Source organism: Francisella sp. SYW-2 (assembly GCF_008711475.1).
Lineage (GTDB): Bacteria > Pseudomonadota > Gammaproteobacteria > Francisellales > Francisellaceae > Francisella > Francisella salimarina.
In genome coordinates this window covers 23,581-38,358 of sequence record NZ_VXKO01000023.1, presented here as the reverse complement: position 1 = coordinate 38,358, position 14,778 = coordinate 23,581, and the positions used below count along the sequence as shown (strand labels likewise).

Below are 14,778 nucleotides of genomic sequence, written 5' to 3'. Positions count from 1 at the left end.
CCCAACCGTTAACATCACTCGTCAGCCGGTGAAGACATATAATACGCATCACTCTTCCAAAATGCAACTACTTTCTTCAAAAAAATTAAAGTTTTTACAACTTTTTTATTTCAATAGCTATTTCAACACCAAAAACTACCATCTACATAGCCTTTTTGCCACTTTACAGCACATTTACACTGTTTTATAACAAAAAAACAAATATCCTACTTATCTAAAAAATAATACTTTTTTATCTACTTATTGCACTTTCAATAAATGTGGCAAGTCTTGTCATAGCTTCTGCCAAAATATTTAAATCATCAGCACAACTTATTCTTATACAATTTTTTAAACCAAAATAGCTTCCTGGAGTTATAGCTAAGGCTTGATCTTCTAATAAGGCTAAACAAAACTCTATATCATCTTTAAATTTACTTTTCTGCAATAACTTTTCTATTTTTGGAAAAAGGTAAAAGGTTCCTAATGGTTTAACTATTTCAAAATCCTCTAAACTCTTTAAATAATTATAAACATACATCACTCTTTCATGATAAATAGATGTATATCTTTTTAAATACTCATTATCTAAGGATAAAGCTTGTATAGAAGCTATTTGAGATATTGAGCAAGCACCACCAGTAGTTTGAGACTGTAGTTTTGCTATCGCATCTTTTAAAATCTCTGGAGCTATAGCATATCCCACTCTCCAACCAGCCATCGCATAACCTTTTGACACTCCACTAGCTATAATAAACCTATTTGATAAATCTGGAGCAACTTGTAACAAAGAAATAGCATTACTATCAAATAAAGTTTGATCATATATTTCATCTGAAATAATCCATATATTTGGATATTTCCTGATTAACTGTGCAAAATATGCCAATGTTTCTTCTGAATAAACAACACCTGTAGGGTTATTAGGGGAGTTTATAATAATAGCTTTTGTTTTGGATGTTATAGCTTTTTCAATTTCTTTAATATCTAATTGGAAATTCTTTTCAGCATGGGTTTTTACTATAACTGATTTTGCTCCAGCCAATTTTAGCTGCTCTGGATAACATACCCAATACGGTGCGAAATAAATAGCTTCATCTCCATCATCAAAAATACACGTAAAAATATTATGTATACTTTGTTTAGTTCCACTAGTTACACAAACCTGGCTTTTATTAAAGTTTAAACCATAATCTCTTTTATATCTCTTAACTATGGCTTCTTTTAATTCAGAAATTCCATCTATTGGAGGGTACTTAGTAATATTATTATCTATAGCTCTTTTAGCAGCCTCTTTGACACAGTCCGGTGAGAAAAACCCTGGCTCCCCTATAGAAAGAGATATTACATTTCTTCCCTGCTGCTTTAACTCCGCTGCTAATTCAGACATTACGGCAGTAGCTGATACCTCAATACTGTTTACTTTATTACTAATTTTTAGCATTATTTGACCTTATATTTTTTATACTAACCAGCTAGAAGCTTTTTTACTTTGTCTTACAGTCTGAAGCTGTCCTTTATAACAGACTACTTCAGCGGGTAAACTATGACACAAGAAAAAAGGCATACTCTCAGTAAAACCATAAGCTCCAGTTTGTTTAAATACTAAATAATCATTTGGTTCGATATCTTTTGGTAAGTTTACTACACCAACTTTATCTAGACTTGTGCATAAAGGTCCATGAACTTGAAAATCTTTGTTTTCATTATTATCCTCATCTCTAAATAACTCCACCGGAAAGCTTTCTCCAGTCAAAGCTGGACGAACCAGATGATGGGCACCACCATCAACCACGAGCAAGTCAACTCCATTCACTGATTTCCTATCAACAACCTTAGTTAAATAAGCCCCGCTTTCTGCAACAGCATACCTACCTAGCTCTAACCAATACTCTATGTCAGGAAATTCTTTTCTAAGATTATTAAAACAAGATATTAAATCATTGATTGACACCGCTTTTTGACTAGAGTTGTAAGGAACACCTATACCACCGCCTAAATCTATAACCTTTAAGGGAACACTGATAGCTTCACTTAAATCTAGCAAAGCTTTCGTTATTGTCTCCCATATTTGGCATAGTTTATCTAAACAAAGAATATTTCCCCACTGAAAACAATGCATTCCAACTATGGAAATATTATTAGGGATATTTGGAGCACTACTAAAAAAGTCTTTCCAATCATCTATTGATAAACCAAAAGGAGTTACACACCCACCCCCTCCAAGTACATTATTTTCTTGACTATTCCATACAAGCTGTACTCTTAAAAGAACAGTAGCATTTATATTCTTTTTTTCCACAAGGTCTGATAAATCTTTAAATTGATTTATACTCTCGATTACAAAAATTCTAACGCCTTGAGCTAGAAAATATTCTAGTTGAGAATATGACTTAGCTGGGCCTGTATGCAGAATATTCTTAGGATTTACTCCTTGGGATAAAACTTGATCTAATTCTCCAATACTAGCAACATCAAAATTTATATTTTGCTCATCGAAGACTTTAACTATTTTAGATAGAGGATTTGCTTTTAGTGCATACCATAACTTTACTGGTAACTTCTGTAACTCTTTTGCATGCTTCTCTAACATATCTAGGTCATAATAAAAGAAAGGAGCTTCATTTTCTTTACATAGACTATCTAGGTTACTTCTATGAGCTTCTATATTCATAACTACCTCAATAATTCTTCCAAGGTTAAGGATGCGTCACTTTTTTCATCTCTATATTTAATAATAATTGGACAGTAAGCCTGAAGACCATTTTCTTGAGCCCAACTAGTTCTTATAGGCCGGCTACCCGGAATAACTACTGCATTCTCTGGAATCTTTGAGCCTTTATCTAAAACCTCATCATTAACAGCATCATAAACTGCTAAACCTTTTGATAAAACAACTGAGGGAGCTATAACTGCGCCTTTTCCAACTACAATACCCTCAACGATAACAGCACCTGCCCCAACAAATACATCATCCTCAATAACCACAGGATTCATTCCTATCGGCTCTAAAACACCACCTATTTGAACTCCTGCCGATAAATGTACATTTTTACCAATCTGAGCACATGAACCAACTAGAGCATGGCTATCAACCATAGTTCCAGAATCAACGTATGCTCCTATATTAATATAAGCTGGAGGCATAATAATAACAGATGATGCTACATATGCCCCTGCTCTAACTGACGAACCTCCTGGGACCAATCTAACACCATCGTTAGCACTAAATCTTCGCGCCGGCAGGTTATCCTTATCAACAAATCCATTATAGATTCCAGAAAGCTCAGTATTACTACCAGCTCTAAAAGCAGCTAATATACCTCTTTTTACTTCTTGATTTGCGACCCAATCTCCATTTTCCAATTTAGTTGCTGCTCTTAATGTGCCCTTTTCTAACTCTTTAATAATATTTTTCCAATCCATTTTAAATCTATCTCCTCTACTTATATATGACTAAACCAATCTTTAACTAAACTATCAGCTCCTATTAATAAACTTAAATCCTGAAGTTCATTAGCTAAAAGCGGTGCTCTTAAAGTGTTTGTCGTAATGACACCACTATATGCTAGCCATGCCTTAACAGGTATTGGATTTGAGACACTAAAGCAAGATCTCGCAGCAACTTCCCAGATTACCTTATCCGTTATTGCTATTTGATGAGCAAGACTTTGCTTAACATACTCTTTTGTTTGTTCTGGCCATATATTGGATATAACTGAAACAAGACCTTTTGCACCAACATTTGCCAACTCTGGCAATAAACCGTCCTCTCCACTATATATAATTAGATTTGGAGCTAGCTCATGATAACGAGCACATCTTTGGATATCTCCAGAAGCCTCTTTTAATGCCCAAAGATTTGGGTGATCTTTTAAATTGACCAAAACTTCTTCAGCTAAGTTAACACCGGTCCTTGAAGGAACGTTATATAACATACAAGGTCTGTCAGCTTTATCCAAAATAGTTTTAAACCAAATAGTTTGACTAGCAGAGCCTGGTTTTGCGTAAAGAGGTGTAACAACAAGAAAAGAATCTACCCTCTGTGTTTGACAAAACTCTACCCACTCAAGTTGCTTAGCAAGCTGAAATCCTCCTACGCCAATCATAATTGGAACATTAAGATTTAAGCTAGTAACAAATCTTACAACGTCACACTGCTCATCAAAGTCTAAAGCCAATGCCTCTCCAGTGCTTCCTAAAATCAGAACACCACATCCTTGATACTCTTGAATTCTTAATAACTTCTCAAAACCATCCCAATCAACTGAACCATCTTCAAGCATTGGTGTAATTAATGCTGTATACAACCTATTATTAATATCTATAGACATAACCTTTCTCCAACTAACCCATCAAAATAAACAAAACCGGTAATACCTCTTTCAACAGCTTCTCTTGCCGCCCATATAGCTCCTTCAGCAAAGAGACTTCTATTATGAGCAGTATGCTTAAGCTCTATTGTTTCATGAGGTGTATTTACCTTCACTTGATGCTGTCCTTTTATGTCCCCCTCCCTAATAGACTCTATAGATACATCTCCTATACTTAACCAATTTCTCCAAGATACTGCTGTACCGCTAGGAGAATCAACTTTGTGAATATGGTGTTTTTCTGTAATAGAATAGTTTATTCCTTCATTTAATTGCTCTAACTGCCCCAATGATGCCAACATGTTTTTTACAATTACCATTGATAAGCTGAAATTGTTCGCAACAACCCAAGTTTTTTGATTCTGATTTACAAAATTAATAAAGTTTTGATCCCAGTTATATCCTGTTGTACCACAGATTACAGGAACATTTGATTCTAATAATGTAGGTAAAAGCTCTTGCAACACTTTTGCATTAACAAAAACTATAGCTATATCTACATTTTGCAAAGCTTCTAGCGTTAATATATTTTTTGAATCATATATACCAGCAACTTCTTCTTGTGATAATAAGTCTGATACTGCTGAACCAGTTTTTCCATTACCAACTATAGCCACTCTCATATTATCTCCCCCTAGCTAAAAAAACTGTTATAAACGTTATTAACTACCTTTTGAGCATCCTGGCTAGCAACTAACATACATATACTATTCTCACTAGCTCCGTGACTAAAAAGTCGAATATTATAATCCCTTAGGCTGCTAAATAACTCTCCACTAATTCCACTTACTTGATGTAGATTGCTACCAACCACACTCACTAAGGACAAATCATTCTCAACCTTTACATTTACATTACCTATAGCGTCTAAATCTTTTAAAAGTTCTGGAGTTACCAAATCATCTCCCATAGATTGACTCCCTAACTTATCTAAAGTGATCGCAATACTAACCTCACTAGTAGAAACCAAGTCAACAGCAATATTATGATTAGCAAGTATGTTAAAAACTTTTACTAAAAAGCCTTGTGAACCAAACATATTGAAACTTTTAATAGTTAGTAATGTTTGGTCTTTTCTCTCAGCCACAGCAATGATATTTCTATCTTCATCCATTTTCTGTGTAATTAGTGTTCCACCAAGCTCTGGTTGAAAAGTAGATCCAATGTATATATCAAAGTTACTAGTCATCGCGGGCCAAAAAGTTTTAGGATGAACAACTTTCGCACCAAAAGTAGCTAACTCAGCAGCCTCACTAAAACCCAAAGTACCCAACGAATTTGCATTAGGAATAACTCTCGGGTCTGCTTGGTATATGCCAGTTACATCTGTAAAAATTCTTAATTGATTGGCTTTTATCGCTTGAGTATATAAGGAAGCTGAATAGTCACCACACCCCCTTCCTAAAGTAGTAGTGTTACCATAACTATCTGAACCAATAAAGCCTCCCATGACACAAACATATCCTTGATTAATTTTAGGTAAGATATGCTCAATAGCATTAGTTTCTAAAGCAAGCAAATCTGGACTAGCACAACCAAAGTGACTATTGGTCTTTAAGATTTCTCTTGAATCCAAATGATAAGCATTTATGCCACTTTGATTAAATACATTTGTAACTAACATAGAAGAAATTATTTCACCGAAAGCTAGAATGGAATCAGATAACTGTTTACCACTAAAATAAGCAGCCATATTTGCAAACATTCTAAGCTCTGAAATCATATTATTAATAGAGCTCGTTACATCATTTGAGTTTATGGACTCTAATATTGGATTAATTATAGTTTCTATTTGCTCTATAATTTTTTCTGCTTCAGAGCCATCTTTACTATTATTTGCTAGCTGAATTAACAAATTAGTAATACCCGACTGAGCACTTACAATTACTAATTTTATCCTATTATCTGAATTAACTATATTAGCACACTGCCTAATAGTTTGTTGATTTGCTACACTTGTGCCACCAAACTTGGCGACTATTGTTTCTGACATATTAGCTCTCCTATCTAATAGCTACATATCAGACGAGAGAACATAAAATTTGAGAAATACATACACAAATAAAGCACTCCACGTCGATATAAATTTTAAACGACATGACAGTTCTGCTACCTTTCAATATCAGAACCAAGACTACCAATCATAAACTTGGATAATCTTTCGGCATTGGCTCTATCTGTTCTAGTGATCATAGGGGTTTATGCGCCTAACACTAGAGATATAACAAATGCACCTCTTTAATTACACTTTTGACTAAGTGTTGAAATTGAGTCTAACATCGCACTAATCTTAGATAAAAGCTTTTTATAGCAAAAGATTAGTTTTTCTCATAGCACTTAACAAAACTTCAGAACAATATATAATTACCCCATATCCCGTAGCAAAGAGATTAAAAATGACTCATGAATATTTATTATGGATAGCGCTTGCTGCATACTCAGTACATGTACTAGAAGAGCTAAGCTTCAATTGGAAAGAATGGGCTAACTCGACTCTCGGACTTAAAACATTAGAGTGGAACCACTTCTATGTTGCCAACAGTGTAGTTATGTTTATTGCTATTGCTGCTGCGATGGTTGGTTGGAAGCTTCCTGCTTTTGGCTTAATTATCGCTGCTCTTATGTATGTAAATGGAATTTTTTTCCATATTCTACCAACAATAGTTCAACGTAAAATATCTCCAGGCGTAATAACCGCGACAGTACTTTTCTTACCAGTTGCATCATGGATTTATTATGGAGCATATCTAGACGGAGTTCTATCATTAGCTAACTTCACATTATCATTAGTGCTTGGCGGATTATTAATGGCTTCGCCCATTGTATTTATAAAACTAAATCAAAAGCTCAATCCTGAATAAAGGTTAATCTGCAAATTTATCTGTTGCTCTGACTAAAGCTTCCAGAATTCCCGGTTCGCTGATAGAGTGTCCAGCATCTGCTACAATATCTAGCTCTGCCTTCGGCCAAGCTTTATGCAAATCCCAAGCACTTACTGCTGGACAAACCATATCATAACGGCCTTGTACTATCACACCGGGAACATCCTTGATTTTATGAGCGTCTTTCAATAACTGAGCCTCTTCAACAAATAGCTTGTTTTTGAAATAATGACACTCAATTCTTGCAAAAGCTAAGCTAAACTTATCCTCTCCATATCTATCTATAGATTTCTTATCCACAAATAACTTACTTGTTGATGCCTCCCAAACACTCCAAGCTATAGCAGCCTTTTGCTTCATCTCTTCATCATCACCTGTAAGTATTGCATGATACGCTGATATAAAATCTTTTCTTTGCTCTACCGGAATCGGCTCTATATATTTCTCCCACATATCAGGAAATACCATACTAGCACCATGCTGATACAACCACGACAACTCTTTTTCTCGCCCAAGAAATATACCTCTTAGAACAAGCTCCGTCACAACATCTGGATAGGCTTGAGCATAAGCCAATCCTAAAGTACTACCCCAGGATCCACCAAAAAGCATCCACTTATCAATATTCAATTTTTTACGAATTTTTTCAAAATCTTCAATTAAGTCTTGAGTGGTATTTTCTTTAAGCTCAGCAAATGGAGTACTTTTACCACAACCGCGCTGATCTACTAATATTACTCGATACTTATCTGGGTTAAAGTATTGCCTATAACTTGGTTGAATACCACCTCCTGGACCACCGTGAATAAATAGTGCAGGTTTCCCACTAGAGTTGCCACACTCTTCAAAATATATTGTATGGATATCTGAAACTTTTAAAAACTCTTGATTAAATGGTTCTATTTCTGGATACAATGGCATAATACACCTATAACTCTTAAACCTCATTAACTAAAAGTATCTACCAAAAAAAATAACTAAGCAAATCAAGATTTAGCTAAAGTAAAATATTTTTCTGATTCACATCTAATATTTTTAGAAAATCATCTGTCGAAATTTGCTTAACTTCACAAACTTTATTAATCACTTTAAATAGTAAGGTTGGCATCCCATCATTTTGCTCCTTATCCAGTAGCCATGAATATGATGAGGGGTTATCTGTCTCTATCAAGATCCTATCTAACGGTATTCGTCTAGTTATCTCTCTAATATGTTCACTAAATAGAATCTCAACACCTATTGAAAAATGGCCACCCAATGCCAAATATTTATCCAACACATCAAGATCTCCTGCATACCAGTGGACAATAAACCTATGTCGCTTATATCTTTCTAAAGTTTGCAAAACTTCTAGCTCTGCTCCACTTGTATGCAAATTTAGCAATTTATTATCTATTGCCCTATGTGAGATTATATATTCAAATACTTGCTGCTGATCTCTAAATGGAGCGGCACAATCCAAAAACTTCTTATCTAAACCAATCTCTCCTATGTACCTACTCTCAAACAAGTATTTATCTAAAGACTTTAGATCATGTACATATATATCCGCCTTCCATGGATGAATACCAAATGATGGAATAATAAAATCATAGTTATCGCTTAGGGCTTTTATCGAAATATATGATGGAACACACATTGCAACAGATAAGAGCTTTATATCATAGGTTCGACACTCTGTAGCTACTTTACTTAAATCTTCTGATGAATATTTATCTGTATGAACATGCGCATCTAATATCATTTATATATACATTAATTTTTTCCAATGAATATAGCCGTATATTGCCACAATTAGATATATAAATGTAGTAATAGCAGCAAATGCTAAATCTTTATACATATACAACAGTACATAAGTAGAATCAACAACCATCCATATCATCCAGTTATCTATTATTTTTCTGCTTGCTAGAAAAACACAAACAAGTGATGCCACACTTGTAAAACCATCCATATATGGCGTTGTTGAGTCTGTATAGTTTATGAGTAGCTGAGAAACCACCAAACCAAACACTCCAATACTTACTAAAACTTTTAACCAGCCAATAATTTTAAGTCTATGAACAACTACCTTTTTGTGACTAAAGTTAGGTTGCCAACTATACCAACCATACCCAAAACTAAATAAAAGAATTATCTGCAATATAGCATCAGCATACAATCCACTTATCGAAAACAATCCCGCACTCATAATCAAACCAACAATACCCACAGGCCAACCAATAACGTACAGCCCTGCCAATAAAAAAGTACACAAAAGATTGATAATCATAGTACAAAAATCAAGAAGATGAATCATGGCTCTATTAAAGATAAATTTTTAAACATTATAATAACTTGTATTTTTGAATAAAAAAACTGGTGATCTAAATAATACAAATAACTAGCGTAAGCTATTAGTAAGATAAAGAAATAATTGACTATGTCTAAAAGCAGATATATTATCACTTATGCTTGTTATAACATATTTAATGTGAGGATCAAATCATGAAACTAAAAAAAATACTAACTGCATCTTTACTTGCAGCATCAGCATTATCACTAAGTAGCTGTTGGTTAGTTGTAGCTGGTGCAGTAGGTGCTGGTACAGTTGCTTATGTTGATGGTAAGTATTCAATGAACCTAGATGGTAGCCTAAAAGATGTTACTAATGCAACTCTTAAAGCTATTAGTGAAAATGATAACCTAGAAATCACTAAGAAAAATATAGCACCAACTAAAACTGATATCAAAGGTAAAACCAAAGTAGGCTCTACTGATTTCTATGTTGAAATACGTGAAATTACTAAGAATGCATCAAAAGTAACTATCAAATTTGGTACATTTGGTGATCAAGCAATGTCAGCAACGCTAATGGGACAAATCCAAAAAGATCTATAATTTAAAGGTTAAACAATATGAACATCTTTAAAAAATTACTAGCTGTAACAGCAGTATCCTTTTCAACATTAGCTCTTAATAGTTGTATCGTAACTGCTGTTGCTGTTGGTGGTGGTACTGTCGCTTATATAGAAGGTAACTATTCTATGAATATAGAAGGTAACTATATTGCTGTATATAAAGCTGCTCTTAAGGCAATAAAAGATAACAACGACTTTGTTTTAGTATCTAAAGACACCGACACAACCAAACAAACAGCTGATATCGAAGGTGCTACAAAAATAGATAGCACAAGCTTTACAATAAAAGTAGAAAGTCTTACAGATAAAGTAGCTAAAGTAACTATTAAGTTTGGTAATTTTGGCGACCAAGCAATGTCATCGAAACTTATGGATCAAATTCAGGCTAACGTATACAAAGCTTCTTAGTAATGTTCAAAAAAGCTCGCTTTATTATTCTATCAGCTATCATTCTAATATCTCTTAATAGCTGTGTTGCTACTGCTGTTATAATAGGTGCTGCAGTTGTTGCAGGTGGCGCTGTATACTATGTAAATGGTGACTATATAATTGAAGTGCCCAAAGATATTCGCTCTGTATATAATGCAACTATCAAAACAATGCAAATGGATAAACAATATTCACTACTTAGCCAGTCATATAAAGATAAAACAGCAGAGGTTAAAGCTTCACAAAATGGTAATGATGTAACGGTTAAGTTAACTAGTCTAAGCACCCGCTCTACTGAGATAAAAATTCGAGTCGGAACTCTCGGTGATGAAAAGGATTCTATAAATATAGCAAATGCGATCACTAAAAATATAACCTAGATAAGTATTTATCCAATTTTGGTCAACTTTTACTTTTTAAAAACTTTCAAATATGTATAATTTGTGTTAATTCAGAAACCACTCAGTATTACTGTATTATCATGAGTAATAAAGTACTAGACACATATTACAAAAACAATCGCCATATATGGGTGTTGGTATTATCTGGAGCTATTATAGGTACATTGGTAGGCCTATTTGCAACATTTTTCCAACTAATCCTAGACTCTATTACTGAACTTAAAAAAATGCTGTTCTCTTTAAGTGGTGGTAATCTATTTGTTGAAATTATAATGTCTGTTACGCTAACTATAACTATGGTAGTGATATCAATTCTTATAGTTAGAAAATTTGCCAAAGAAGCTGGTGGTAGCGGTATCCAAGAAGTAGAAGGAGCGCTAAAAGGATGTCGAAAGCTCCGTAAAAGAGTAGTTCCTGTAAAGTTTGTGAGTGGACTTTTCTCTTTAGGTTCTGGTTTAAGCTTAGGTAAAGAAGGTCCTTCAATACACATGGCTGCTGCATTAGCTCAGTTCTTTGTAGATAAGTTTAGGCTTACCAAGAAATACGCAAATGCTGTAATATCTGCTGGTGCTGGTGCTGGTTTAGCTGCTGCATTCAACACCCCTCTTTCAGGGATTGTCTTTGTAATTGAGGAAATGAATAGAAAATTCAGATTTAGTGTTTCTGCAATAAAATGTGTTCTAGTAGCCTGTATAATGAGTACTATTGTTTCTAGAGCTATTATGGGCAATCCCCCTGCAATACGTGTCGAGACATTTAGTGCAGTTCCACAAAATACTCTTTGGTTATTTATGGTGCTGGGCATTATCTTTGGATATTTTGGACTACTATTTAACAAATCAATTATCAGAGTCGCAAACTTCTTTTCAGATGGGTCTAAAAGAAGATACTGGACTCTAGTTATAACTGTTTGTATCGTATTTGGTGTCGGTGTAGTACTTTCTCCAAATGCTGTAGGCGGTGGCTATATCGTAATAGCAAACGCCCTAGACTACAACTTATCTATCAAAATGCTTTTAGTTTTATTTGCGCTTCGTTTTGCCGGTGTAATTTTCTCATATGGGACTGGTGTTACAGGTGGTATATTTGCACCGATGATTGCTCTTGGCACTGTTTTTGGTCTTGCTTATGGTCTATCTATCGCTCAGCTTTTCCCTGAGTATAATATTGATGCTGGTGTCTTTGCTGTAGCTGGAATGAGTGCCTTATTTACTGCGACAGTAGGCGCGCCATTGACTGGTATTGTGCTAGTAATGGAAATGACTTGGAATTTCCACCTTTTACTTCCTTTAATGATAACCTGCTTTAGCGCATCGATGCTGACATATATCCATCATCAAAAACCAATATATGATACTCTATTAAGACGTACTATTTCTAATGAAAGAAAGCAGCAGGCAAAGGAAAAAAATGAGCGAAACCAAAAACCAGCTCCAAATACTCAAGGACAAACTATCACAAAAGAAGAAGTATAATCACGCAATTTCTCTAATGCATTGGGACTTGGAAACAGAGGCCCCTAAAAACTCAATCAACACCACATCTGAAGTTATTGGTTTTTTCAGTGAAAAAATCTATGAAATAACTAATAGTGAAGAAATAACTAAAAGCTTAAAGTACCTAAATAACAACTTGTCAGCACTTGATGAGACTAACAAAAGGATTGTATATCTGACAGCAAAGCAAAAAGATAGACTAAGCAAAATACCAAAAGACGAATATGTCACATACAACAAACTACTATCACAAGCTCAAAATATTTGGACCAAAGCTCGTAAAGATAATGACTTTGAAGTATTTACTCCATATTTAGAAGAGATTATAAAATATCAAAAAAAGTATATCGAAAGAATTCGCTATAATGAGCACCCCTATGATGTGCTTCTTGATGATTATGAAGAAGGTATGACTGTTGCAAAATTAGAACCTTTCTTTAACAGTCTAAAAGAAAAAATTGTACCCCTTCTAGAAAAAATAAAAAACGCCCATCAAGTTGATACTAGCTGTATCGATAAACCGTATGATATCGATAAGCAAAAAAAATATTCTCACAAAATAGCTAAGCAATTAGGATTTAACTTTGATAGTGGTATTCTAAAAGAAAGTGCCCATCCATTTACCCTAAACTTCAATAAATATGATGTCAGAATGACAACACGCTATATTGAAGATCTTTTTACTTCTTCATTATTTAGTACGATCCATGAAACTGGTCATGCTATGTATGAGCAAAATATCGGTGATGATATTTATGATACTATATTAGGCACTGGTGTTAGCTTAGGCATACACGAATCACAATCACGGTTTTATGAAAACTTAGTCGGTAAAAATAAAGCCTTTTGGGATAGTAACTACACTAACTTACAAAGCTTATTTACTGAAAACTTAGCTAGTGTAAGTGAAGAAGACTTCTATAAAGCTATTAATAAGGTTAGCCCTAGCCTAATCCGTGTAGAAGCAGATGAATTAACTTATTCTCTACATATACTAGTGCGCTTTGAAATAGAAAAAGAAATCTTTGAAAAAAATCTCGATGTTAGCGAGTTGCCAAAGCTATGGAATGATAAATACCAAAAGTACCTAGGTATCACTCCAAATAATTTCTCTGATGGGATATTACAGGATGTTCACTGGTCTGCTGGATTGTTTGGCTATTTCCCAACTTATGCTCTTGGCAGTGCGTATGCTTCACAGATTTTTTACTATATGAATAAAGATTTTGATGTAAATAGTGCAATTAGAGAAAATAAGCTAGAGCTTATATTAAACTTCTTAAGTAAGCACATACACCGATTTGGTAGTCTAAAACCTGCTGATGAAATTATCCATGATATGTGTGGAGAATATCTAAACGCTAAATACTATATTAGTTATTTAGAGAAAAAATTCTCCAATATTTATAAGCTCTAACACATCTTAACTATCATTATACAAATCTACTTCTTTGGCAAGGTAAAAAGCAATATCTTTCTCATAGTACGCAGACTCATTTATAAATATAGGGTACCATTCTCCTTCAATATCTAGCAATCTATCTCCTCCATCTATTAACTCAAAAATAGGGCTACCACTACTAATAATCTGAAAATCTTTACCATGAAGAGCTTTATGAATTACTGCGTTGATATTACCCTCACTATCTCGCGGGTATTGAATAGTCTTAAATGGCTCGTACGCCTTACACTGCTTGACTTCAGGAGCATTACCATTATTTGATAATTCAATAAACTTTATTATTCCATTAACAATCTCTGTAGTTACCTCAATTGCATTGGGATCATAAATACTCGTATTAACAGAGCCTATTTCTATAGTTAAAGACATAGGAGCGATATTATTCATTGCCACACTTGTAATACTCCCGTGTTTAATTACTCTAAGATCATCTATTTGCTCAACTAAATAAGAGCATAAGTTATTAACAAACTGACTTTTACCGTCAGTAATAATAGTTTTGCCAAGATTTGAAGTTGTTGTATGCAGATCGACTAAAAAATCAACTGGAAAATTAGATTCTGAGCCATACATTTGATTAATTTCTCGAGCTCTTTGCATCTCATAACTATTCAACGAGATCTTTTTTAAGTCTTCCTCTGAAAAACAACGGTTTAGATCTTGATCTTTATATCTCTTACTTATCTCAAAAGCTTCTGGATTTGCCAATAATGGTATAACATCTAAAGACTTGGTTTTAGGGGGGTATTTCTCCATACGCTTGACTATATATATTCCAGTATATTCATTTCCATGAGTCCCACCAGACACTAGTAACTTATTAATTTTCATATTTAGGCAATATTTACCATTA

16 protein-coding genes and 1 riboswitch are annotated in these 14,778 nt (G+C 34.1%); of the genes, 6 read left to right on the top strand and 10 right to left on the bottom strand.

Annotation, left to right across the window (positions count from 1 at the left end):
- Positions 1 to 232: 232 nt before the first annotated feature.
- The 6 genes from F3D57_RS07710 to lysC are packed head-to-tail and all read right to left on the bottom strand — an operon-like array spanning position 233 to position 6,345.
- Positions 233 to 1,423, bottom strand: a complete 1,191-nt coding sequence (locus F3D57_RS07710) for a pyridoxal phosphate-dependent aminotransferase (protein WP_150465812.1) — start codon at positions 1,421 to 1,423, stop codon at positions 233 to 235.
- An 18-nt stretch (positions 1,424 to 1,441) separates the two neighbouring features.
- A complete protein-coding gene (locus F3D57_RS07705) occupies positions 1,442 to 2,653 on the bottom strand; it encodes a PLP-dependent decarboxylase (RefSeq protein WP_150465811.1) in 1,212 nt (403 codons plus the stop codon).
- A gap of 2 nt (positions 2,654 to 2,655) precedes the next feature.
- The gene (locus F3D57_RS07700) at positions 2,656 to 3,405 is read right to left on the bottom strand and encodes a 2,3,4,5-tetrahydropyridine-2,6-dicarboxylate N-succinyltransferase (RefSeq protein WP_150465810.1); all 750 of its coding nucleotides are present in this window, start codon (positions 3,403 to 3,405) and stop codon (positions 2,656 to 2,658) included.
- A 20-nt stretch (positions 3,406 to 3,425) separates the two neighbouring features.
- Positions 3,426 to 4,313, bottom strand: a complete 888-nt coding sequence (gene dapA, locus F3D57_RS07695; protein ID WP_146421490.1) for a 4-hydroxy-tetrahydrodipicolinate synthase — start codon at positions 4,311 to 4,313, stop codon at positions 3,426 to 3,428.
- On the bottom strand, positions 4,304 to 4,975 hold the full coding sequence (locus tag F3D57_RS07690) for a 4-hydroxy-tetrahydrodipicolinate reductase (RefSeq protein WP_150465809.1): 672 nt from the start codon (positions 4,973 to 4,975) through the stop codon (positions 4,304 to 4,306). The genes dapA and F3D57_RS07690 overlap by 10 nt, the downstream gene beginning before the upstream one ends.
- Before the next feature lie 11 nt (positions 4,976 to 4,986).
- Positions 4,987 to 6,345, bottom strand: coding sequence for a lysine-sensitive aspartokinase 3 (lysC, locus tag F3D57_RS07685; protein ID WP_150465808.1), 1,359 nt, complete (start codon positions 6,343 to 6,345; stop codon positions 4,987 to 4,989).
- Between the two features lie 63 nt (positions 6,346 to 6,408).
- A riboswitch (Lysine riboswitch) is annotated at positions 6,409 to 6,599 on the bottom strand.
- A 149-nt stretch (positions 6,600 to 6,748) separates the two neighbouring features.
- On the opposite strand from lysC, the gene F3D57_RS07680 reads away from it, so the two are divergent.
- Positions 6,749 to 7,213 carry an HXXEE domain-containing protein gene (locus F3D57_RS07680; protein WP_150465807.1) on the top strand — a complete coding sequence of 155 codons (465 nt, stop codon included), beginning with the start codon at positions 6,749 to 6,751 and terminating at the stop codon, positions 7,211 to 7,213.
- Between the two features lie 3 nt (positions 7,214 to 7,216).
- On the opposite strand, the gene pip is transcribed toward F3D57_RS07680, so the two are convergent.
- The 3 genes from pip to pnuC all read right to left on the bottom strand — a co-directional run bounded on the left by pip (position 7,217) and on the right by pnuC (position 9,536).
- The gene (gene pip, locus F3D57_RS07675) at positions 7,217 to 8,155 is read right to left on the bottom strand and encodes a prolyl aminopeptidase (RefSeq protein WP_150465806.1); all 939 of its coding nucleotides are present in this window, start codon (positions 8,153 to 8,155) and stop codon (positions 7,217 to 7,219) included.
- A gap of 76 nt (positions 8,156 to 8,231) precedes the next feature.
- On the bottom strand, positions 8,232 to 8,978 hold the full coding sequence (locus F3D57_RS07670) for a TatD family hydrolase (protein WP_150465805.1): 747 nt from the start codon (positions 8,976 to 8,978) through the stop codon (positions 8,232 to 8,234).
- On the bottom strand, positions 8,979 to 9,536 hold the full coding sequence (gene pnuC / locus F3D57_RS07665) for a nicotinamide riboside transporter PnuC (protein WP_149368936.1): 558 nt from the start codon (positions 9,534 to 9,536) through the stop codon (positions 8,979 to 8,981). It abuts the gene before it with no gap.
- A gap of 188 nt (positions 9,537 to 9,724) precedes the next feature.
- Here pnuC and F3D57_RS07660 point away from each other — a divergent pair, with 188 nt between their 5' ends.
- The 5 genes from F3D57_RS07660 to F3D57_RS07640 all read left to right on the top strand — a co-directional run bounded on the left by F3D57_RS07660 (position 9,725) and on the right by F3D57_RS07640 (position 13,880).
- The gene (locus F3D57_RS07660; protein ID WP_146421497.1) at positions 9,725 to 10,117 is read left to right on the top strand and encodes a DUF3568 family protein; all 393 of its coding nucleotides are present in this window, start codon (positions 9,725 to 9,727) and stop codon (positions 10,115 to 10,117) included.
- Between the two features lie 17 nt (positions 10,118 to 10,134).
- Positions 10,135 to 10,545: a DUF3568 domain-containing protein gene (locus F3D57_RS07655; protein WP_150465804.1), complete on the top strand. Its 411-nt coding sequence runs from the start codon at positions 10,135 to 10,137 to the stop codon at positions 10,543 to 10,545.
- 2 nt (positions 10,546 to 10,547) lie between these two features.
- A complete protein-coding gene (locus F3D57_RS07650) occupies positions 10,548 to 10,946 on the top strand; it encodes a DUF3568 family protein (RefSeq protein WP_150465803.1) in 399 nt (132 codons plus the stop codon).
- Positions 10,947 to 11,047: 101 nt separating this feature from the next.
- Entirely contained in the window at positions 11,048 to 12,442 is a 1,395-nt protein-coding gene (gene clcA, locus F3D57_RS07645; protein ID WP_149368939.1) for a H(+)/Cl(-) exchange transporter ClcA, read from the top strand.
- On the top strand, positions 12,378 to 13,880 hold the full coding sequence (locus F3D57_RS07640; RefSeq protein WP_150465802.1) for a carboxypeptidase M32: 1,503 nt from the start codon (positions 12,378 to 12,380) through the stop codon (positions 13,878 to 13,880). The genes clcA and F3D57_RS07640 overlap by 65 nt, the downstream gene beginning before the upstream one ends.
- 6 nt (positions 13,881 to 13,886) lie before the next feature.
- Here F3D57_RS07640 and F3D57_RS07635 read toward each other — a convergent pair whose 3' ends face one another.
- Positions 13,887 to 14,756: an aspartoacylase gene (locus tag F3D57_RS07635; RefSeq protein ID WP_150465801.1), complete on the bottom strand. Its 870-nt coding sequence runs from the start codon at positions 14,754 to 14,756 to the stop codon at positions 13,887 to 13,889.
- Positions 14,757 to 14,778: the final 22 nt, after the last annotated feature.

Bases quoted from the DNA above. Each gene is read 5' to 3' on its own strand.
- F3D57_RS07710 (WP_150465812.1), bottom strand. From the start codon at position 1,423: ATGCTAAAAATTAGTAATAAAGTAAACAGTATTGAGGTATCAGCTACT.
- F3D57_RS07705 (WP_150465811.1), bottom strand. From the start codon at position 2,653: ATGAATATAGAAGCTCATAGAAGTAACCTAGATAGTCTATGTAAAGAA.
- F3D57_RS07700 (WP_150465810.1), bottom strand. From the start codon at position 3,405: ATGGATTGGAAAAATATTATTAAAGAGTTAGAAAAGGGCACATTAAGA.
- dapA (WP_146421490.1), bottom strand. From the start codon at position 4,313: ATGTCTATAGATATTAATAATAGGTTGTATACAGCATTAATTACACCA.
- F3D57_RS07690 (WP_150465809.1), bottom strand. From the start codon at position 4,975: ATGAGAGTGGCTATAGTTGGTAATGGAAAAACTGGTTCAGCAGTATCA.
- lysC (WP_150465808.1), bottom strand. From the start codon at position 6,345: ATGTCAGAAACAATAGTCGCCAAGTTTGGTGGCACAAGTGTAGCAAAT.
- F3D57_RS07680 (WP_150465807.1), top strand. From the start codon at position 6,749: ATGACTCATGAATATTTATTATGGATAGCGCTTGCTGCATACTCAGTA.
- pip (WP_150465806.1), bottom strand. From the start codon at position 8,155: ATGCCATTGTATCCAGAAATAGAACCATTTAATCAAGAGTTTTTAAAA.
- F3D57_RS07670 (WP_150465805.1), bottom strand. From the start codon at position 8,978: ATGATATTAGATGCGCATGTTCATACAGATAAATATTCATCAGAAGAT.
- pnuC (WP_149368936.1), bottom strand. From the start codon at position 9,536: ATGATTCATCTTCTTGATTTTTGTACTATGATTATCAATCTTTTGTGT.
- F3D57_RS07660 (WP_146421497.1), top strand. From the start codon at position 9,725: ATGAAACTAAAAAAAATACTAACTGCATCTTTACTTGCAGCATCAGCA.
- F3D57_RS07655 (WP_150465804.1), top strand. From the start codon at position 10,135: ATGAACATCTTTAAAAAATTACTAGCTGTAACAGCAGTATCCTTTTCA.
- F3D57_RS07650 (WP_150465803.1), top strand. From the start codon at position 10,548: ATGTTCAAAAAAGCTCGCTTTATTATTCTATCAGCTATCATTCTAATA.
- clcA (WP_149368939.1), top strand. From the start codon at position 11,048: ATGAGTAATAAAGTACTAGACACATATTACAAAAACAATCGCCATATA.
- F3D57_RS07640 (WP_150465802.1), top strand. From the start codon at position 12,378: ATGAGCGAAACCAAAAACCAGCTCCAAATACTCAAGGACAAACTATCA.
- F3D57_RS07635 (WP_150465801.1), bottom strand. From the start codon at position 14,756: ATGAAAATTAATAAGTTACTAGTGTCTGGTGGGACTCATGGAAATGAA.